Source organism: Thalassospira profundimaris, assembly GCF_003326755.1.
GTDB classification, from domain to species: domain Bacteria; phylum Pseudomonadota; class Alphaproteobacteria; order Rhodospirillales; family Thalassospiraceae; genus Thalassospira; species Thalassospira profundimaris_B.
This window is the reverse complement of record NZ_JPWH01000001.1, coordinates 82,245-101,510: the sequence shown is the minus strand read 5'-3', so window position 1 is coordinate 101,510 and position 19,266 is coordinate 82,245. Positions and strand designations below refer to the sequence as shown.

Genomic DNA, 19,266 nt, shown 5'->3' with positions numbered 1-19,266 from the left:
GGAAAATGGCGTTATACAGCGCGCAAGCTTTTTGTAAAACGTAACAAAGAGTGGGCCCCGGCCCGCTCTTTTGTGCATTTTGGGGTATGGCATTCTATATGGCTGAACTGATCGGACAGCAGTTGAAAGACCCGCTTTTGTCGCGGATCGCGGATATTATTGCACCGTCGATAGAGGCACTGGGGTTTGAACTGGTACGTGTGTCCATGATGGGCAAGGACAGCCAGATCCTGCAAATTATGGCGGATCGCCCCGAAGGAAAAGGCACCATCAATGTCGAGGATTGCGCTGAAATCAGCCGCACGGTGTCGGCATTGCTGGATGTCGATGACCCGATTTCCGGTGCTTACAATCTTGAAGTCAGTTCGCCGGGAATTGACCGGCCCCTGACCCGGCGCAAGGATTTTGATGTTTGGCGCGGTTTTGACGCCAAGGTCGAACTGGTGGTGGCTGTTGCCGGTCGCCGCCGTTTCAGCGGAAAGCTGGATGGACTCGAAGATGATGCGGTCGCCATAATAGTGGACGGCGAACGCGAATTGTTGCCGTTGGCCGATATCGCAAAGGCGAAACTCGTGCTGACAGATGAATTGATCGCGCATGTCACCGGCCCGCGCCGGTCTGACGACAACGCAGAATAGAGGTTGGATATGGAAGCAACTTCGGGAATGCCGCGGCCGGAGCTTTTGCAGGTCGCTGATGCTGTCGCCCGCGAAAAAGGCATTGATCGGGACGAGGTTCTGGGGGCGATGGAGCAGGCCATTCAAAAGGCCGGCCGTTCGCGTTATGGCCATGAACATGACATTCGTGCGCATATCGACCGCAAAACCGGCGAAATTCGCCTGGCACGTTTTATCGAAGTCACCGATGACATCGAAAACGATTTCACCCAGATGTCGCTGGAACAGGCGCGTATTCGTGACGAAAACATCCAGCTTGGCGAATATCTGATCGATCCGCTGCCGCCGATTGACTTTGGCCGTATCGCTGCACAAACCGCCAAACAGGTGATTGTGCAAAAGGTGCGTGATGCCGAACGTGAACGCCAGTTCAACGAATATCAGGACCGTATTGGCGAAGTCATCAATGGTGCCGTCAAACGTGTCGAATTTGGCAATGTTCTGGTCGATCTGGGCCGGGCCGAAGCCATTTTGCGCCGTGAAGAACTGATCCCGCGTGAAACCATGCGCCAGGGGGACCGGGTGCGTGCCCTGATCCTGGATGTGCGTCGTGAACAGCGCGGCCCGCAGATTTTCCTGTCGCGAACCCATCCGACTTTCATGGCAAAACTGTTTGCCCAGGAAGTGCCGGAAATTTACGACAATATTATCACCATCAAATCGGTTGCCCGTGACCCCGGGTCGCGCGCCAAGATTTCGGTTCAGTCCTCGGACAGCTCGATTGATCCGGTCGGGGCTTGCGTTGGTATGCGCGGGTCGCGCGTCCAGGCGGTTGTTGGCGAATTGCAGGGCGAAAAAATCGATATCATCCAGTGGTCGGAAGACCCGGCAACCTTTGTGGTGAATGCGCTGGCTCCGGCCGAAGTCACCAAGGTTGTGATTGATGAAGACGCCAACCGCATCGAAGTGGTTGTGCCCGACGATCAGTTGAGCCTCGCTATTGGCCGTCGTGGTCAGAATGTGCGTCTGGCATCCCAGCTGACCGGGTGGGATATTGATATCCTGACCGAGGAAGACGAAAGCGAACGTCGCCAGGAAGAAGCCCGCAAGCGCGCTGAAATGTTCATCAAGGCCCTTGACGTGGATGAGGTGATTGCCCATCTCCTCGTGGCTGAAGGCTTTACCTCGATCGAGGAAGTCGGTTATGTGCCGCTGGCCGAACTGGCGGAAATCGAAGGTTTCGAGGAAGAACTTGCCGAAGAACTGCGCGGTCGTGCGCGGAGCTATCTTGCCGAGGAAGCCGAGCGCCTTCAGGGCCGCCGCGACGAACTTGGCGTTCAGGATGATCTGGTCGAATTCCCGGGAATCTCGCTTGCGGTTGCGGTTCAGCTTGGCGAAAATGGCGTCAAGAATCTTGAAGATTTCGCCGATCTTGCCAGCGACGAGCTGATTGAATTTGCCGGCTCTGCCGAAACCATCACCCTTGACCAGGCCAATGAACTGATCATGGAAGCCCGCCGTCGTCTGGGTTGGTTTGATGACCTGGAAGAAGAAACCGGCGAAGCCGGAGCGGAAGGCGAAGACGCCTGATCGCTGATCGGAGGGGACCATGTCGCACCGTAAAGGCGGCAAGGAACGCGAGCTCCCGGAGCGCCGGTGCATTGTCACCGGCGAGGTCCGGTTAAAAGAAGACCTTATCAGATTTGTGATCGGCCCGGATAACAGTGTCGTTCCCGATCTGGATGAACGGTTGCCCGGACGGGGATTATGGTTGTGCCCGTCGCGGGATGTGGTAAATACCGCCTGTGCAAAAAATGCCTTTGCCCGGGCGGCGCGGCAAAAAGTCGTGATTGACCCGGCGCTGGCAGACAGGATTGAAGCAATGCTGTCGCAAAAATGCGTTGATCTGCTGTCTCTGGCGCGTCGTGCCGGGCAGGCTGTCGCCGGGTTTGAGAAGGTTCGCGCCCAGATAGATGACGGCGCGGAACTGATATTGGCGGCACGTGACGGTGCTGCGGACGGAAAGGCGCGTATCGCGGCGAAAGCTGCCGATATAGCGGTTTTTTCCGTTCTGGATGCTGCCGAGATTGCAGCGGCTTTTGGCCGCGATCACGCAGTACATGCGGCTGTTGCTCCAGGTGGTCTGGCGCAACGCCTAAGCCGGGCACTAGAGCGGCTTGAAGGATTTCGCGCAGCCTGAAGGCAGGCCGCGCCGTACGGAAGAACAGGATTGGCCGCCAGGCGACCGATCCCGCAGGAAATGAGGAAGTTGGACGGATTATGAGTGATCGCGATCAGGAGAAGAAGCCGCTAAGCCTCAATCGATCGAAGCTTGAATTACGCAAGACGGTCGAGGCTGGGCAGGTGCGCCAAAGCTTCTCGCACGGACGGTCCAAATCTGTGGCCGTGGAAGTGCGCAAGAAGCGTACTTTTGAACAGAACGAATCCGGCCGCTTCCGCGAAGTGAACAAGGATGATGCTGCCAAGGCTGAAAATGCGGCCCCGGCAAGCACGCCTTCGTCGGCACCGGAAAGCAAACCGGCCCCGGCCCCGGCACCCAAGAAGCCTGCGCCAGCCGCGTCCAAACCGGCATCGCCGCAGCGCCACAAGCCCAAACCGGCCCCGCAGCGCCCGCGCAATGATGACCAGGGCAGCCTGACCCAGAACGAGCGTGCCGCCCGTATGGCCGCCCTGATGGCCGCCGAGGAACGCCGCAAGCAGGAAGAAGCTGCCGCTGAACAGGCGCGCAAGGAAGCGGCCCGCAAGGCCGAAGAGGAAGCCGCGCGCAAGAAAGCCGAAGCTGAAGAAGCCGCCCGCCAGGCCGAAGAAAAGGCGAAGGCAGAGGCCGCCCAGGCCAAAACCGAGGCCGCTGCTGAACCGGCAAAGGCACCTGCTGCGAAAAAAGCAGCAGATGATGGCAGTGAACCGGCCCGCGATGCGTCCGCACCGCGCACCAAGGCCCAGCCGCGTCCGAAACCCGAAGCCCGCAAGAAGGTTGAGGAAGAAGTCATTCCGGGCGCACCGGCTGAACCGCTGGTACCCGAAGAACGTCGCCGTGCCGCCCCGTCTGCTTCCAAGCCCAAAAGCCGCAAGGAACTGGACGAGGAAGAAGTCCGTTCGGCAGCTGCGCGCAAGCGGGCGGAAGAAGCCGAAATTGCCGGTCGCGGGTCGCGTGGCAAGACCGAAGATACCAGCCGCCGCCGTGGCAAGCTGTCGATCAACACCGCCATGAGTGGTGATGAAGGCGGTCGTCGCCGGTCGATGGCCTCGATCAAGCGCCAGCAGGCCAAAGCCAAAGCCCGTAACCAGGGCCAGCAGAAACCGAAAGAAAAAGTTATTCGCGAAGTTATTGTTCCCGATACCATTACGGTCCAGGAACTTGCCAACCGTATGGCCGAACGTGCCGCCGATGTGATCAAGTGCCTGATGGGTCTTGGTGTTATGGCCACCATCAACCAGAGCCTTGACCCCGATACCGCCCAGCTTGTTGTCGAGGAATTCGGCCACAACATGAAGCGCGTTTCCGATGCCGACGTTGAAGAGGCGCTGGTTGTTGCCGATGATACCGACGAGCAGCTTATTTCCCGTCCGCCGGTCGTGACCGTGATGGGGCACGTTGACCACGGTAAAACCTCGTTGCTGGATGCGCTGCGTAAAACCGACGTGGTTAGCGGCGAAGCCGGTGGCATTACCCAGCATATCGGTGCCTATCAGGTGACGATGGCCAACAGTGCCAAAATTACCTTTATCGATACGCCGGGCCACGCCGCCTTTACCGAAATGCGCTCGCGCGGTGCCCAGGTCACGGACATTGTTGTTCTGGTGGTGGCTGCTGACGATTCCGTCATGCCGCAAACCATCGAAGCCATCAGCCATGCCAAGGCCGCCGAAGTACCGATGATTGTTGCCATCAACAAGATGGACAAGCCGGGTGCCGATGCCAACCGCGTGAAAACCGAACTGCTCCAGCACGAAGTTGTTGTGGAAGAAATGGGCGGTGATGTGCAGGCGGTTGAAGTTTCGGCCAAGGCTGGCATGGGACTGACCGACCTTGAGGAAGCCATCCTGTTGCAGGCGGAAGTGCTGGACCTGAAAGCCAACCCGAACCGCGTTGCCGATGGCGTCGTCGTTGAAGCGCGTATGGAAAAGGGTCGTGGCCCGGTTGCCACGGTTCTGGTGCAGCGTGGGACGCTTAAAACCGGCGATATCTTTGTCACCGGTGCTGAATGGGGCCGTGTCCGCGCCCTGATCGACGATCACGGGACGCGCGTTCAGGAAGCCATTCCGGGGATGCCGGTCGAGGTTAACGGCCTTAACGGTGTGCCATCTGCCGGTGATGACTTTGTTGTGGTCGAAAGCGAAGCCAAGGCCCGTGAAGTTTCCGACTTCCGCCAGCGTCGCATTCGTGAACAGCAGGCTGCCGCGATGAAGAAATCGGCGCTTGAAAACATGTTCACCAGCAATGGCGACCTTAAGGAACTGCCGGTTGTCATCAAGGGTGACGTGCAGGGCTCGGTCGAGGCTCTTATTGGCACCCTGCAGAAGCTGGGTAACGAGGAAGTCAGTGTTCGCGTCCTTCACAGCGGTGTTGGCGGGATCAACGAATCCGATGTGACCCTGGCCCGTGCCTCGAACGCGCTGATCATCGGCTTTAACGTGCGTGCCAACCAGCAGGCCCGTGAACAGGCCCGCCGTGACAATGTCGATATTCGGTATTATTCGATCATTTACGATGTTGCCGATGACACCAAGGCCATGCTGAGCGGCATGCTCTCGCCGGAAGTTCGCGAGAAGTTCCTGGGCTATGCGCAGATCCGCGAAGTGTTCACCATTTCGGGCAACCGCATTGCCGGTTGTATGATTACCGAAGGCACGGTCAAGCGTGGTGCGGGCGTGCGCCTGCTGCGCGACAACGTTGTCATTCATACCGGCGAACTTTCGACGCTGCGTCGCTTCAAGGACGAAGTCAAGGAAGTCCGCGAGGGTTATGAATGCGGGATGTCCTTTGCGAAATACAATGACATTGCCGTTGGCGACGTGATCGAGTGCTTCGAGCAGGAGGAAGTCGCAGTCGAGCTTTAAGCAAGACGCGATTGATACTGATATGTCGAAGCAATCAGCCAAAGGCCCCAGTCAGCGACAGTTACGCGTGGCGGAGGAAATCCGCCAGGCGCTGTCCTATGCGCTTGAGCGCGGTGATATTTACGACCCGGAATTGTCGCGTCGTCCGATTACCGTGACCAAGGTTGACCTGAGTCCCGACATGCGCAATGCAATGGTGGCCGTCACCCCGTTAGGCGGTGGTGATGCCAAACCGACCCTAGAGGCGCTGAAACGCCAGAAGGGTATTTTGCGAAGTCATGTTGCCAATAGCGTGCATATGAAATATGTCCCGGCATTGCGATTTGTCGAAGACACCAGCTTTGATATGTCCGATCATATCGGGGAGCTGTTGCGCGACCCGCATGTGGCACAGGACCTGTCATCCGAGAGCGATTCGGATGATTACGACAAAGAGGACGACTGATGGCGCGTCGGCGTCGCGGCAAAATAATCAGCGGCTGGCTGGCAGTTGACAAACCCCTGGAAATCACGTCTTCAACCGTGGTTAACCAGGTGCGTCGTCTGCTTGATGCGGCCAAGGCCGGGCACGGCGGGACACTGGACCCGCTGGCGACCGGCGTTTTGCCCATTGCCTTTGGCGAGGCGACAAAAACCGTCGCCTATGTCATGGATGGAAGTAAAAGTTACCGCGTTACCCTGAAATTCGGGGAATCACGCAGCACCGATGATGCCGAAGGCGATGTAACTGCCACATCGGATCATCGCCCGACTCGCGACGAGATCGAGGCCGTGCTGGGTGAATTCATTGGCGAAATTCAGCAGGTGCCGCCAAAATTTTCGGCAATCAAGGTGAATGGCAAACGGGCCTATGACCTTGCGCGCCGCGATGAAGACGTGGTTTTGAAAGCGCGTCCGATTTTGATAAAAGATCTTCGTCTGGTTGACATGCCTGATCGCGATCATGCCGTGTTCGATGTAATGTCGGGCAAAGGGGCATATATGCGGTCGCTGGCGCGCGATATTGCGCTGCGCCTTGGCACTGTCGGCCACATTGCCGCCCTGCGCCGGACATCGGCGGGGCCGTTTGCGGAAGGTGATTCCATTCCCCTGCAGGAACTGCTGGAGATGGATCCCGAGGCGGTAATGGAAAAACTGCTTCCGGTCGAGACCGCGCTGGACGACATCCCGGCGCTGGCCCTGACCGAAGTCGAGGCGCAACGTCTTGCCAGCGGGCAGCCTGTCGGGCTGTTGCCGGTGGTCAAGCGGAGCGAACTCGGTACCTCCGTCGCCCGGGACGGGATCGTCTGTGCCATGCTGAACGACCGCGCTGTTGCGCTGGCCGAGATTCATGGCGGCGAAATCCGCCCGGTGCGTGTATTTAATCTTTAAAGGCGAAAGGATGCCTGATGTCGATTACTGCTGAACGTAAAACCGACCTGATCAAAGAATTTGGCCAGAAAGAAGGCGACACCGGTTCCCCCGAGGTCCAGGTTGCCATTCTGACCGAACGGATCAAAAACCTGACCGAACACATGAAAGAACATAACCACGACTTCCACAGCCGTCGTGGTCTTCTGATGATGGTTGGTCAGCGCCGCCGGTTGCTGAAATACCTGCAGCGCAAAAATACCGAACGTTACGAAGCGATCATCGCGCGTCTCGGTATTCGCCGCTGATTTTGACGTGCGGCGGAGCGGTTTATCCCTCCGCCGTCGTTTTTTATTGTCCCGCGGATCCGGATGCACGGGAGGGTAGATCCAGAATGGCTGGACACGCCCGGTTTGTCCGGACCCATTAATTATGTCGCTTGACGCAAAAGCCTCATAATTAATGTGTTCGGATCTCGTGTAAGAGTTGCTTGGTCCGCAAGTAGGTTTGGAAGGAAGTAATATGTTTAATGTCGTCCGCAAGGAAATGCAGTGGGGTAATGCCAAGCTGGTTCTGGAAACCGGCAAGGTGGCACGCCAGGCAGATGGTGCGGTTATGGTCACATATGGTGAAACCGTTGTTCTGTGTACTGCTGTCGGTGCCAAGTCGCCGCGCCCGGACATCGATTTTTTCCCGCTGACCGTGAATTACCAGGAAAAGGCATTTGCCGCTGGTAAAATTCCGGGTGGCTTTTTCAAGCGCGAAGGCCGTCCGTCGGAAAAGGAAACCCTGGTTTCCCGTCTGATCGACCGTCCGGTTCGCCCGCTGTTCCACCCGCAATACCGCAACGAAACCCAGATCGTTTGTACCGTTCTGTCGCACGACATGGAAAACGATCCTGATGTTGTTGCCATGATCGGGACCTCGGCCGCACTGACCATTTCCGGTTTGCCGTTCCTCGGCCCGATTGGCGCGGCCCGTGTGGGGTATAAAGACGGCGAATATCTTCTGAACCCGTCAACCGAAGCCATCAAGGAAAGCGATCTTGACCTGGTGGTTGCCGGTACCCGTGACGGCGTGATGATGGTTGAATCCGAAGCATCGGAACTTTCCGAAGATGTGATGCTGGGTGCGGTCAAGTTCGGTCATGAAAAATTCCAGCCGGTGATTGACCTGATCATCGAACTGGCGGAAGAAGCCGCCAAAGACCCGCGCGACATTGCCGGTCTGCCGGAAGGCTATGATGCCCTGGTCGAAAAAGTTGCCGCCCTTGGCACCGAAAGCCTGACCGCGGCCTATGGCCATGTTGTCAAGCAGGAGCGTGCCGCCGCGGTTGCAGCGGCCAAGGAAGAAATCGTTGCCAAGCTGGCAGACGAAGAAATCGATGATGCCCTGAAAGGCAAGATTTCCTCGATCATCAAGGATCTGGAAAAAGACATCGTTCGCGGTGCGATCCTGAAAACCGGCAAGCGTATTGATGGTCGTACCGGTTCTGACGTGCGCCCGATCATGGGTGAAGTTTCGGTTCTGCCGCGCGCACATGGTTCGGCCCTGTTTACCCGTGGTGAAACCCAGGCCCTGGCTGTTGCCACCCTTGGCACCGGCCAGGACGAACAGATCGTTGATGCCCTGGATGGTGAATACCGTGAAGGCTTCATGCTGCACTATAACTTCCCGCCCTATTCGGTTGGTGAAGCAGGCCGTATGGGATCGCCGGGACGTCGTGAAATCGGTCATGGCAAGCTGGCATGGCGCGCCATTCATCCGTTGATGCCGACCAAGGAAGCCTTCCCCTATACCGTGCGTATCGTTTCGGAAGTGACCGAATCGAACGGTTCTTCCTCGATGGCAACGGTTTGTGCAACCTCGCTGTCGATGATGGATGCCGGTGTGCCGCTGGCACGCCCGGTTGCCGGTATTGCCATGGGTCTGATCAAGGAAGGCGAAGATTTCGCCGTTCTTTCGGACATCATGGGCGACGAAGACCACCTTGGCGACATGGATTTCAAGGTGGCCGGGACCGATCATGGGATCACCTCGCTGCAGATGGACATCAAGATCACCTCGGTAACGCCTGAAATCATGCAGATTGCCCTGGGCCAGGCCCGCGATGGCCGCCTGCATATCCTGGGCGAAATGTCCAAGGCCCTGCCGGAAGCCCGTGGTGAAGTTTCGGGCAATGCCCCGACCATCACCCAGTTCTCGATCCCGAAAGACAAGATCCGTGACGTTATCGGTTCTGGCGGCAAGGTTATTCGTGAAATTTGCGAAGAAACCGGCGCGAAAGTTGATATCGAAGACGATGGCTCGATCACCGTTGCCCATACCGATGGCGCAAAAGGCAAGCAGGCCGTTGACTGGATCAAATCGATCGTTGCAGAACCCGAATTGAACCATATCTATGAAGGTAAGGTTGTTAAGGCTGTCGATTTTGGCGCATTCGTGAACTTCTTTGGTGCGCGCGATGGTCTGGTTCACATTTCGGAACTGGCACAGGAACGTGTCAAACAGGTTTCCGATGTGGTCAAGGAAGGCGACAAGGTGAAGGTCAAGGTTATCGGCTTTGATGACCGCGGCAAGATCAAATTGTCGATGAAGCGTGTTGACCAGGAAACCGGCGCTGACCTTGATGCTGCTGAAGCCTGATGTAAGGTAAACGGGGGCGGGCGGCGATAACAACAACAGACGCCGCCCCTCCTCGCATCGACTTGGATAACCCGCTTGTCCGAAAAGCCGAATGGGAGAGACGAACTTGAAAGCCCTTAAACCGCTCGTCATGTCGGGAAAAGAGGTTCTGCCGTTGATTGAAGGCGGAAAAGGCATCTCTGTTTCGACAGGTCAAAGCTCAGGCGCATGGGCTGCGGCCGGTGGTATTGGCACGTTTTCTGCCGTCAATGCAGATTACTATGACGCTGAGGGCAATATTGTGCCTGTCAGCTATGAAGGCAAAACCCGTGGTGAACGCCATCATGAACTGGTGTCCTATGGCATTAAGGGCGGTATTGCCCAGGCGCAAATCGCCCATGAAACCCGCAATGGCGAAGGCCGCCTGCATGTGAATGTGCTGTGGGAAATGGGCGGGGCCGAGGCCATCCTCGAAGGCGTTCTGGAAGGAACCAAGGGGCTGGTCCACGGTGTGACCTGTGGGGCCGGTATGCCCTATCGGGTCTCCACCATTGCTGCCTCCTATGGCATTTATTATTACCCCATCGTCTCGTCTGCCCGTGCGTTCCGTGCGCTGTGGTTACGGGCCTATAAAAAGGTCCCGGAATGGCTGGGCGGTGTGGTGTATGAAGATCCGTGGCGTGCTGGCGGGCATAATGGCCTGTCAAATTCCGAAGACCCGCTGGTCCCTGAAGATCCGTTCCCGCGGGTGCGGGCTCTGCGCGAATTCATGAATTCCGTGGGTCTGAATAATGTGCCGATCATTATGGCTGGCGGGGTTTGGTATTTGCGCGACTATGCCGACTGGATCGAAAACCCCGAAGTGGCCCCGGTGGCGTTTCAGTATGGCACTCGCCCGCTTCTGACCCGGGAAAGCCCGATTTCCGATGAATGGAAAAAGCGCCTTCTGACGCTTAAGGATGGTGACGTTTCGCTGCATAAATTCAGCCCGACCGGCTTTTACAGCTCGGCGGTGCGCAACAGCTTCCTGGAAGACCTGCATCAGCGTTCGGACCGTCAGGTACGCTATTCGCGGACAGCGGAAGCCGATTTGCATGTGGGCATTCCGCTGGGTCGCCGTGGCCGTCCGATTTATGTGCGCGAAGACGATGCCGACAAGGTGCGTGGCTGGCTTGAGGCCGGTTATACCGAAGGCATGCCAACCCCGGATGACACGATGGTTTTCGTAACACCCGAAAGTGCGCTGGAAATCAAAAAAGACCAGATCGACTGCATGGGGTGCCTGTCGCAGTGCCAGTTTTCCAACTGGCAGCAACATGAAGGCACAACGGGCAAGCGCGCCGATCCCCGGTCTTTCTGCATTCAGAAAACCCTGCAAAACATTGCGCATGGCGCCAATGTCGAACATGAACTGATGTTTGCCGGGCACAATGCCTACAAGTTTGCCGAAGATCCGTTCTATGCGGACGGGTTCATTCCGACTGTCAAACAGTTGGTGGACCGCATTACCACAGGTGACTAGGGTGCGGAATTTCCAAAAGCAACCTTGCGTTGCGGGAAAAACGGGAGGGGCCGGTGATCAACCGGCCCTCTTTTTTTTCGACATTGGTCCTTCAATCGACCATAAGAACAATTATAGTTGATCAAAATCAAAGAAAACGACTTTAAGCTCTGTCTAATATAGCCTCGACATCAACGGGTAGTTGTCCTTCAACTGCCGGTTAAAAACTTTGTTAAGGGGCATCATTATGAGCATCCAGCGGCCTTACACCCATGCACTGAACCGCCTTAAAGAAGCCGGTCTGCGTCCGACCCGCCAGCGCCTTGCCCTGGCCCGTTTCCTGTTTGATGCCGGCCACCGTCATGTGACCGCCGAACAGCTCCATTCCGAGGCAATGGCACAGCATGTGAAGGTTTCACTGGCAACGGTTTACAATACCCTGCATCAGTTTACCGATGCCGGTTTGATCCGTGAAATCATCGTTGATTCCGGCCGGTCCTATTTCGACACCAATGTCGCCCCGCATTATCATTTCTATTGCGAGGATGATGGCAGCCTGGTGGATATTCCGGCTGATGCGGTTCATCTGGCCCGTATTCCCAACATGCCACGCGGGACAGAGCTGTCTTCGGTAGATCTGGTCTTCCGTTTGCGCCGCCAGCAGGAACGCCACGCTGCGGCGTGAGTTTTGCTGCAACTGCACTTAAGCCGGGTTTTCATCCCTGATGTAAAGCCGCTGCTCAACTGCTGCCATTGTGCCGTTTGTAACGGTCATTGGGCTTGCGTAAATATGGCCGCTGCTGTGACAGGGGTATGAAAACCAACCGGCGCGTTGCCAAACGCCCCTTTGGTTCTTGACGCGCACCGATATTGAAACACATAGAAGGGCGGCAATGCGGGTGATCGCGTGCCGTCCTTTTTTCATATCTCGACATATAAGAAACAGGGGGCCCATGTGGCGCTAAAGGGAACACGTACCGAGCAAAACCTGCGTTCCGCCTTTGCTGCCGAAGCGGCAGGAAACCGGCGGTATCTTTATTTTGCCCAGCAGGCGGATATTGAAGGCCAAACCCGGCTTGCCGAACTGTTTCGCAGTGCCGCCGAGGCCGAAACCGGCCATGCCTTCGGGCATCTGGAATTTTTGGAACAGTGTGGTGATCCGCAAACGGGCCTGCCCTTTGGCGACAGCCGCAGCAATTTGCGCGCGGCCTTGCAGGCCGAACGGGACGAGGGTGTGAATTCCTATCCGGAAATGGCACGTATTGCCCGTGAAGAGGGCCTGGAGGATATTGCCGCCTGGTTTGAAACCCTTGGCCGGGTGGAAAAACAGCATGCCGAGCGTTTTGAACGCGCCCTGCGTGAACTGGGCGAGCCTGTTGACTAAAACAGATAACAAACTGTCAAAACAAAAAACGTTCCTATATGCGCCGTTAGATGGCGCACCAGACACAAAAACTGACGTTGGGGAACATCAGCGCGGCTGCTTTTGGGAAGTGGTCGTTATTTGCAGGCCAAAGGGAAGGCACGACCGGGCCTGTATATGTGAAACCGGATGACGGATTGAATGTTCATTGTCAACTTGACCTACCTTGTCGATCTTCGTGAAATCGACGCGGAACTGGCGAACCATGTTGAATGGCTCAAGCACTGTTACGAGAGTGGTGCCTTTGTTGCATCGGGGCGCAAAAAACCGCGCGATGGCGGCATTATTTTGGCCCGGTGCACGCGCGAAAAGCTGGAGGATTACCTGAATTGCGATCCCTTTCGGAGGAAAGGTCTTGCCCGTTATGAAATCATCGAATTTGAACCGGGCATGATGGCGAGCGGATTTGAAAAGGTTTTGGTGAAATAACCGCTATGCCGTCCACTGATTGATCACTCAGGCTGCATTTTTCTATTTGCCGGCGGGCAGGGCAGATTCCGGGCCTGTTGCATGCGCAACTGGTTTCGGGCTGCCATCAGTCACCGGGCCTCCTTTCCGTCAGCTTGCCTGTGACGGGGGAACAGGCTGTATTTTACCCCCCATAAGGGGTGTTTTGGGGGGTAAAGTGCCGGGTCCGTTCGCCAAATTGTGTTCGTGGCATTACTGCTTTGGCGGATAAAATTTACATGAATATTGTGGTGTTTCGGATCCAGGATTATCATGAAGGTGTTCTTTCCCCATCCTGCCAGGTGATATTGTGAGACGCCATCGCCCTGTTTTTCAAGCCATGACTTCCCGGGATCGTCATCTTGTTATCCGCCAGGTTCAGGATGCCCTGACCCTGGCGCATGGCTGGGTCGATGACGCCCATTTTTATTCAAATAAAATGACGACGATCCGTTTTACCCTGACAGCCCGCGATCTGCCGGGTTTTTGCGCCACATTGCGGGAATGCGGACTGATGATCGAAGAGTCCACCCGCCGGGATCCCGGCACGGATGTGGCTTCGATCCCTGATGATAGCGAAATTTCAGGCTCTCTCCAGATCACTTTTTTGCATAACGAACCTGATTTGAAACAGGTTATTCCGGCTGTACCGGGTTAAGGTTTGCAAGCATACTTATTCAGGAGGCAGCGGCACCTGCGGCCAGTCATGGGTGACATCGGCCTGAACCGGTCGTTCAAGATAAGTCGATAGAACGACATAGCTTTTGGTGCCTCTTACGCCCGGTAGAACATATAACTGAGACAGAAATTGTTCCATTGCATGTGCGCTGGCGGTTCTGACCTTCAGGATCACACAGGTATCCCCGGCGACCGAGTGCATTTCCTCGACCTCGGGAAATTCCTTTAGCCGGATCATGCGCTGGCTTTTTCCCCACCCATCCGCATCGACATGGACAAAGGCAAGAAACGGTTTGCCAACCTGTGCGCCGTCTAGCGTTGCCTGCATGCCTTTTAGCGCACCGGATGCCCGAAGCCTTTTGACACGCTCATGCACGGCCGGGGCGGAGAGTCCGGCGGCTTCGCCCATTTCCGCATAGGACAGGCGGGCATCCTCGACAAGTGACCTTAATATTTTTCGGTCAAAAGCATCCAGCGCGCGTGTCGGCCTTTCATTCCGCTGAACATCTTCTGTTTCTTTATTCATTCGAGAAAATCCAATTTTGCAGAAAATTATTTCGTGATTTTATATTTTTACAAAAGGAGATTCAATATGAAGATGACACCAAAGAACCCCCGGAATGACATCTATCCCGCCACCCCCGATTATGTACATGCGATGGAAGTAACGGGTGCTGCCCGTTTTTTGTTTGTAAGCGGCACAATGGGGCTTGATATTGATGGCACGGCCCCTGACGGTCTTGACGATCAATTGTCGCTGATATGGTCCAATATTCGGCGCATTCTTGCCGAGGCGGATATGACGACGGAAAACATCGTGCGCGTCACAAGCTATTTATCGGACGTCACTTTTGTTCAGCCCAATCAGGATGCCCGACTTCAGGCTCTGGGAGAAAGACGTGTTCCCACCACGGCGATTGTCGTTCAGACATTGAAGCCTGAATGGTTGGTAGAGATTGAAATTGTTGCCGCCGCATAGGGCTGTCGTAACCACACATACCTGTTGGATCAGTATTGCACTGATGACGGCATAGCTAAACCCTGAACATTCTTATCAGGATGTCCGAAGTAGCTCAGACCATCGCGGCCTTTCAATAACATACCGCTGATTTGAAACAGGCTATTCCGGCTGTACCGGGTTAAGGTTTGCGGGTTTTTCAACCGATTCTGTCGGCAGGGTCTGTTTTGGCTCTGTGTGCTTTTTGGTCCCCAGTTTGCTAAATCCGGCGCGGGCCAGGATTGCCCGGCTTTTGTCCCGGGCGCTGAGTGTTGCGACGGCGGTATCATGGGTATCATGCGCCCTGGCAGCTTGGGCCGTTTCGGGTGACTCGGCAGTGGCCGGGGGTGTTGGCTCAACGCGCTTGATGGTTTCGATCGGGGCCGCAGGCGATGCCGCTCTATCGGCCCTGTTAGAAAGCGAGTCTGAAACGGGCAGGTCCGTCTTGTCTGCTTTGGCAACAAATTCCATCACCAGGTCAACCGCCCCGGCAAGGTCTTCGTTTAAAATACCGTGCCGGTCAGCAGGCAGCATTTTAACGGTTTTGTTGTGGGTGCCGGTTAACCGGCGCGCAATCATATTGGCGCTGGCCGGGTCCACGACCTGATCGCCATCAGCCTGCAACACCAGCACCGGGGTATCGATATGGGCCAGTTTGCTGTTCATTTCGGCAACAGCACGGCGCAAATGATATAGCCCGTTAATCGGAATATGCCGGTAATTGATTTCGGGATGTTCGGACTGATTGGGGCGAAAACCCAGCATTTCGCTGGCACTGGGCACCCAGCCCATCAATTTGTTGGCACCATAGAGCAAGGGCACGAACATCAGGTTGCGATTGCGGAACTTCAGCGGCGTGCTGGCCATAACAAGCCCGGCCAGGCGGGGCGGATGGTTGGCGGCAAAAATGGCACTAAGCGTTGAGCCGGTCGAAAAACCGACAATCACCACCTGTTCGCAAAAGGCCGAGAGAATGTCATATCCCCGCTGAACCGATGCCAGCCAGTCCTGCCAGCTTCGTGTTTGCAAATCATGGGGGGATGTGCCGTGCCCGGCCAAACGCACGCCCAGCACGGCATGGCCCTGTTCTGCCAGACGGTCGCCCACATTGCGCAATTCCGCTGGCGATGCCAAAAAGCCATGCACCACCAAAATCCCGGTTTTGCTGTGGTGCGATGGTTCGGGCAAATGCAGATAGGGTGCGCCCGACAATGTGGCTGTTTCCTGGTCATTAATCGCGGCAAATTGTGGACGATGGAATTTTTGCCAGTTCCATTGCCAGGCCCGCATTTCATCATCAAATCGCAGGCGGGCAAATTCGGCGGGTTTTATTTTGCCAATCTGTTTGCGCGCGGCCTTCAGGGCATCCCATGCGGCCTGGATCGGGGCCATTTCATTGGCATAGACCATGACGGGGTTATCCATGCGGATCTGGTCAAACCCGGCTTCGGCCTGCAATTTGGGCAGGAAACAATATTTGCCGTCGCGCCGTTCGATCAGGCCAAGCTGCACGGCACTGTCAATAAACTGGCGGATTTGCGGGCATTTATGGTCAAAAATACCGATATAGGCCGCCGGGTTTAAAATACCGCGATGCAGGTGCACATTGGTGGCTTTTTGCACATTTTTGATCGCCAGATAGATGGTTTTGTCAAACCGGTCGATATCGACTTCGGTTTCGCCATCGGCCAGCATCATTTTCATCAGGCGGGCGGCAAGGTGGCTGACATTCAGCGTGATATTGGAATACATCACCGCCATGCACTGGTCGCGCAGCGGATGCACATGGCGGGTCAGGGTATTCTGGATCACCCGGTCGCTCAGGCGCGGCAGGTCTTTGGCCGGGCGGAACAGATCATCCAGGGTTTTGGCATGGCGCACCATGCGCGCCAATAATCGCTGGTCCAGCCAGTTAAACCGCTCATGCGGATAAACCGGATCTCCCAGGCGAATATCCATATCGGTTTCTTTCAGGATCAGGTTGCCTTCAATAATCAGCTCTTCGGCCATTTTGGGGCTTAAACCGCCCATAAACATTTCCGCCCCGCGCGCCAGCAGGTTTTGGTCCACGCGCAACGGGTGAAAGGTGATATTGGCCGGAAACATCAGGGTTGGTTTGGCAATTGCGGTTTTAAGCTGGTCAGCCGAAGTGCCGAGCAGATCCGCCCAGCGCAGAAGCTCGTCGGGGTTGCCATGTGTGACCAGCCAGGACAGACCGGTTTTAAAGCCATCAAGCCCCAGTGCCAGCACCGCTGCCCCGGTATGATGGGCGCGGCGTTGATGGGCGGAACGGGAATAGATGCTGTAATCGGGTTTGCGCCCGACATAGGGGGAATCATCGGCCATGACCCGCCGGTCCTTGACCATGCCGCCTTCGGGGAAAATGACAACCTTGCCGCCACGCAGGATTTCTTCTGCCAGAAATGGCAAAAGACGCCCATAGTTATTGGGAACACCGCCAAGGGCGCGTAAATATTTCGATAATGTATTATCTTCGACAAAAAATTCCGCCGATGCCACCGACCGGCAATAGACCCCGGTTTCCAGCGCAATCAGATATTGCGGGATGAATGTTTCAAAGCGGGCGAAATGGTTGAACATGAAAATGTCGCCCTGGGCAAGATGGTCATGTTCACCATAGAGTTTGATATTGATGTCAACGCGATTGCGCAGCACGCTCATGGCGCGCATGGTCCATTCACAAGCCGCCGGGTGAATGGCGAACTGTTCCTGCTCGATCTGTTTGAAGTCAATGGTCATGGGCGGCCTTCCCTAACAGTGCTGTTGCACGTGGCGGCAGGAATATGGTCCGGTTTCTCTGGCCGCCTGTTTGCCAGGCCTTATGGCTTTTGATCGTGCGTGCCGGTCCTATTCATCGATTATGATTATATTTATTATATGTGGGGAAATCATGGCGTTGCCAGGCACCTTCCGTCAAGAAAGACGGTGTTTTCTGGTATCTGATTCTTTGATACAGGCCTGACATGCAAAGATAAGGGATTATCAGGCGATTCCGTTTTGCCCGGCGATGATGTTGGTCGATGGTGTTTCAAGGTGATTTTTTGTTCGAGGGGATGCCGGTTTTAAAACGGGCTGTCGGGCGCTGCAACGGGCCAGTGTGGTCCCGGTATGAGTCCCGTAGGCGTCCCGTATGGGCCGTTCCGGGATCGTGATTCTGAATGTTTTGCACCTTCCTGGTTGGTGATTTTCCTGTTTTTCAAGGGTTTGTGATAGGGCTTGTGATGCTGCGCTGCTTGGGGGCAGACGCGTAAAGTGACCTGTTTGTTCCAGGTGTTTGGCCGGGTTTCCATTTTGCGGGCCAACGGCATGGGGATGTATGCCAGAAAGGCTGCAGGGCTTTGTAAACGGCATTGCATTTGGCTATCGACAACACCCCGCAAGGCCGTGTAATGAGCTTTTTAACCGCCGCTGTTTTTGGCGGTATTGTGCCGTATTCGGCGCGCGGCAGGGCACGCTGTGCGACGGGACGGACTTTATTTTTTGTGTCATTTTGATGGGCGCAAAAGGAACTGTGTAAACACTTGTTTAAACATCGACAGGATATGGTGGAATGCAGTTATTTGGGGGGCGTTGGATGCGTCAGTTTGCGATTGTCTGTCTCAGTTTGGTTCTTGCCGGGTGTTTTTCCAACGCCAATAGTGCGACCGGTGTTTCCGTCCAGCCAGATTTCAATCGTGATGCCGATGATGTCCGTGATCCCCGCGTAACCCAGGTTGCCCATATTTCCCTGCCGTCATCCCGTTTAAACAGTTTTCCGCCGACCGACGAATTTTTGCAATGCGTGCCCTATGCACGGGCCGTTTCCGGTATTGAAATTTATGGCGATGCCTGGACCTGGTGGTCGCAGGCCAGAAACCAGTATAAACGCGGCAGCAAGCCTGTTGTGGGTTCGGTCCTGGCTTTCAAAAAAACCAAACGTTTGCGATATGGCCATGTTGCAGTTGTGTCGGCTGTGTTGGACAAGCGCCATATTCTGGTGAACCAGGCCAATTGGGGCAGTGATTCGCGCACCCGGGGCAAGGTTCATTTACGCCAGCCGGTCGAGGACGTATCGCCGAAAAATGACTGGACCCAATTGCGGCTGATGAACACGATTGGCACCTATGGCCGGATTTATCCGGCGCATGGCTTTATCTATCAGCCCAGCGAAACAGCCGAAGCCAACTGATAAATCCTCCCTTCTCCCCTGTGTTGTGATGCCCCTGTGCATTGGGGCTATTGGCCTGTGCCATTTTGTCTTATTGAGGGGGCGACACAGAGCCATGCCGCCTGCAAAACATGCCGCAAAATTTGCCCGTCGATTGACCTGAAAATGCCCTGATCGGGCGAAAATTAGTCATCGGCATATGTGATTGTGGAAAGTTCCCCAAAACAGACAGTTGCGGTAGCTTCCTGACAAAGTAGTTCAAATTTTGAACTATTTGGCGAGTGGTGTCATTTAACGGGGTTGCTCAAAACAGGCCTTGGTTGTTTTGCAAAAAACCGGTTTTGTGATGCTTCTGCAGGGCGATGATATTTGGTTTGG

17 protein-coding genes are annotated in these 19,266 nt (G+C 55.6%); 15 read left to right on the top strand and 2 right to left on the bottom strand.

Annotation, left to right across the window (positions count from 1 at the left end; translation table 11 throughout):
* Nucleotides 1–98: 98 nt before the first annotated feature.
* The 13 genes from rimP (at nt 99) to TH25_RS00335 (ending at nt 13,703) form a co-directional block, all read left to right on the top strand.
* Nucleotides 99–638 (top strand): ribosome maturation factor RimP, encoded by a 540-nt coding sequence (gene rimP / locus TH25_RS00395; protein ID WP_114086464.1) that lies wholly within the window; start codon nt 99–101, stop codon nt 636–638.
* 9 nt (nt 639–647) lie between these two features.
* Nucleotides 648–2,207, top strand: coding sequence for a transcription termination factor NusA (gene nusA / locus TH25_RS00390; protein WP_114086463.1), 1,560 nt, complete (start codon nt 648–650; stop codon nt 2,205–2,207).
* 19 nt (nt 2,208–2,226) lie between these two features.
* Nucleotides 2,227–2,817, top strand: a complete 591-nt coding sequence (locus tag TH25_RS00385) for an RNA-binding protein (protein WP_114086462.1) — start codon at nt 2,227–2,229, stop codon at nt 2,815–2,817.
* Between the two features lie 80 nt (nt 2,818–2,897).
* Nucleotides 2,898–5,699: a translation initiation factor IF-2 gene (gene infB, locus TH25_RS00380; RefSeq protein WP_114086461.1), complete on the top strand. Its 2,802-nt coding sequence runs from the start codon at nt 2,898–2,900 to the stop codon at nt 5,697–5,699.
* 22 nt (nt 5,700–5,721) lie between these two features.
* Nucleotides 5,722–6,144, top strand: coding sequence for a 30S ribosome-binding factor RbfA (gene rbfA, locus TH25_RS00375; protein WP_114086460.1), 423 nt, complete (start codon nt 5,722–5,724; stop codon nt 6,142–6,144).
* Complete coding sequence (gene truB, locus TH25_RS00370; RefSeq protein WP_114086459.1) at nt 6,144–7,070, top strand: tRNA pseudouridine(55) synthase TruB; 927 nt, start codon at nt 6,144–6,146, stop codon at nt 7,068–7,070. Before rbfA ends, truB begins: the two co-directional genes overlap by 1 nt.
* A gap of 17 nt (nt 7,071–7,087) precedes the next feature.
* Nucleotides 7,088–7,357 carry a 30S ribosomal protein S15 gene (rpsO, locus tag TH25_RS00365; protein ID WP_114086458.1) on the top strand — a complete coding sequence of 90 codons (270 nt, stop codon included), beginning with the start codon at nt 7,088–7,090 and terminating at the stop codon, nt 7,355–7,357.
* A 214-nt stretch (nt 7,358–7,571) separates the two neighbouring features.
* Entirely contained in the window at nt 7,572–9,695 is a 2,124-nt protein-coding gene (gene pnp / locus TH25_RS00360) for a polyribonucleotide nucleotidyltransferase (protein WP_114086457.1), read from the top strand.
* A 106-nt stretch (nt 9,696–9,801) separates the two neighbouring features.
* Entirely contained in the window at nt 9,802–11,196 is a 1,395-nt protein-coding gene (locus tag TH25_RS00355) for an NAD(P)H-dependent flavin oxidoreductase (RefSeq protein WP_114086456.1), read from the top strand.
* A gap of 226 nt (nt 11,197–11,422) precedes the next feature.
* Entirely contained in the window at nt 11,423–11,860 is a 438-nt protein-coding gene (gene irrA, locus TH25_RS00350; RefSeq protein WP_114086455.1) for an iron response transcriptional regulator IrrA, read from the top strand.
* Nucleotides 11,861–12,130: 270 nt separating this feature from the next.
* Entirely contained in the window at nt 12,131–12,559 is a 429-nt protein-coding gene (locus tag TH25_RS00345; protein ID WP_114086908.1) for a rubrerythrin family protein, read from the top strand.
* 180 nt (nt 12,560–12,739) lie between these two features.
* Complete coding sequence (locus tag TH25_RS00340) at nt 12,740–13,027, top strand: YciI family protein (RefSeq protein WP_114086454.1); 288 nt, start codon at nt 12,740–12,742, stop codon at nt 13,025–13,027.
* 358 nt (nt 13,028–13,385) lie between these two features.
* A complete protein-coding gene (locus tag TH25_RS00335) occupies nt 13,386–13,703 on the top strand; it encodes a hypothetical protein (RefSeq protein ID WP_147252958.1) in 318 nt (105 codons plus the stop codon).
* Nucleotides 13,704–13,718: 15 nt separating this feature from the next.
* Here the strand turns inward: TH25_RS00335 and TH25_RS00330 are convergent, their stop codons facing one another.
* The gene (locus tag TH25_RS00330; RefSeq protein WP_114086452.1) at nt 13,719–14,249 is read right to left on the bottom strand and encodes an Lrp/AsnC family transcriptional regulator; all 531 of its coding nucleotides are present in this window, start codon (nt 14,247–14,249) and stop codon (nt 13,719–13,721) included.
* 66 nt (nt 14,250–14,315) lie between these two features.
* Between TH25_RS00330 and TH25_RS00325 the strand changes: the two genes are divergently transcribed.
* The gene (locus tag TH25_RS00325; RefSeq protein ID WP_114086451.1) at nt 14,316–14,702 is read left to right on the top strand and encodes a RidA family protein; all 387 of its coding nucleotides are present in this window, start codon (nt 14,316–14,318) and stop codon (nt 14,700–14,702) included.
* A gap of 141 nt (nt 14,703–14,843) precedes the next feature.
* Here the strand turns inward: TH25_RS00325 and TH25_RS00320 are convergent, their stop codons facing one another.
* Nucleotides 14,844–17,480 carry an alpha/beta fold hydrolase gene (locus TH25_RS00320; protein WP_114086450.1) on the bottom strand — a complete coding sequence of 879 codons (2,637 nt, stop codon included), beginning with the start codon at nt 17,478–17,480 and terminating at the stop codon, nt 14,844–14,846.
* An 835-nt stretch (nt 17,481–18,315) separates the two neighbouring features.
* On the opposite strand from TH25_RS00320, the gene TH25_RS00315 reads away from it, so the two are divergent.
* Nucleotides 18,316–18,909 (top strand): CHAP domain-containing protein, encoded by a 594-nt coding sequence (locus TH25_RS00315; protein ID WP_114086907.1) that lies wholly within the window; start codon nt 18,316–18,318, stop codon nt 18,907–18,909.
* Nucleotides 18,910–19,266 lie beyond the last annotated feature (357 nt).

Excerpts from the sequence above, each read along its gene's own strand:
- rimP (WP_114086464.1), top strand. The coding sequence starts at position 99 with ATGGCTGAACTGATCGGACAGCAGTTGAAAGACCCGCTTTTGTCGCGG.
- nusA (WP_114086463.1), top strand. The coding sequence starts at position 648 with ATGGAAGCAACTTCGGGAATGCCGCGGCCGGAGCTTTTGCAGGTCGCT.
- TH25_RS00385 (WP_114086462.1), top strand. The coding sequence starts at position 2,227 with ATGTCGCACCGTAAAGGCGGCAAGGAACGCGAGCTCCCGGAGCGCCGG.
- infB (WP_114086461.1), top strand. The coding sequence starts at position 2,898 with ATGAGTGATCGCGATCAGGAGAAGAAGCCGCTAAGCCTCAATCGATCG.
- rbfA (WP_114086460.1), top strand. The coding sequence starts at position 5,722 with ATGTCGAAGCAATCAGCCAAAGGCCCCAGTCAGCGACAGTTACGCGTG.
- truB (WP_114086459.1), top strand. The coding sequence starts at position 6,144 with ATGGCGCGTCGGCGTCGCGGCAAAATAATCAGCGGCTGGCTGGCAGTT.
- rpsO (WP_114086458.1), top strand. The coding sequence starts at position 7,088 with ATGTCGATTACTGCTGAACGTAAAACCGACCTGATCAAAGAATTTGGC.
- pnp (WP_114086457.1), top strand. The coding sequence starts at position 7,572 with ATGTTTAATGTCGTCCGCAAGGAAATGCAGTGGGGTAATGCCAAGCTG.
- irrA (WP_114086455.1), top strand. The coding sequence starts at position 11,423 with ATGAGCATCCAGCGGCCTTACACCCATGCACTGAACCGCCTTAAAGAA.
- TH25_RS00340 (WP_114086454.1), top strand. The coding sequence starts at position 12,740 with ATGTTCATTGTCAACTTGACCTACCTTGTCGATCTTCGTGAAATCGAC.
- TH25_RS00335 (WP_147252958.1), top strand. The coding sequence starts at position 13,386 with ATGACTTCCCGGGATCGTCATCTTGTTATCCGCCAGGTTCAGGATGCC.
- TH25_RS00330 (WP_114086452.1), bottom strand. The coding sequence starts at position 14,249 with ATGAATAAAGAAACAGAAGATGTTCAGCGGAATGAAAGGCCGACACGC.
- TH25_RS00325 (WP_114086451.1), top strand. The coding sequence starts at position 14,316 with ATGAAGATGACACCAAAGAACCCCCGGAATGACATCTATCCCGCCACC.
- TH25_RS00320 (WP_114086450.1), bottom strand. The coding sequence starts at position 17,480 with ATGACCATTGACTTCAAACAGATCGAGCAGGAACAGTTCGCCATTCAC.
- TH25_RS00315 (WP_114086907.1), top strand. The coding sequence starts at position 18,316 with ATGCGTCAGTTTGCGATTGTCTGTCTCAGTTTGGTTCTTGCCGGGTGT.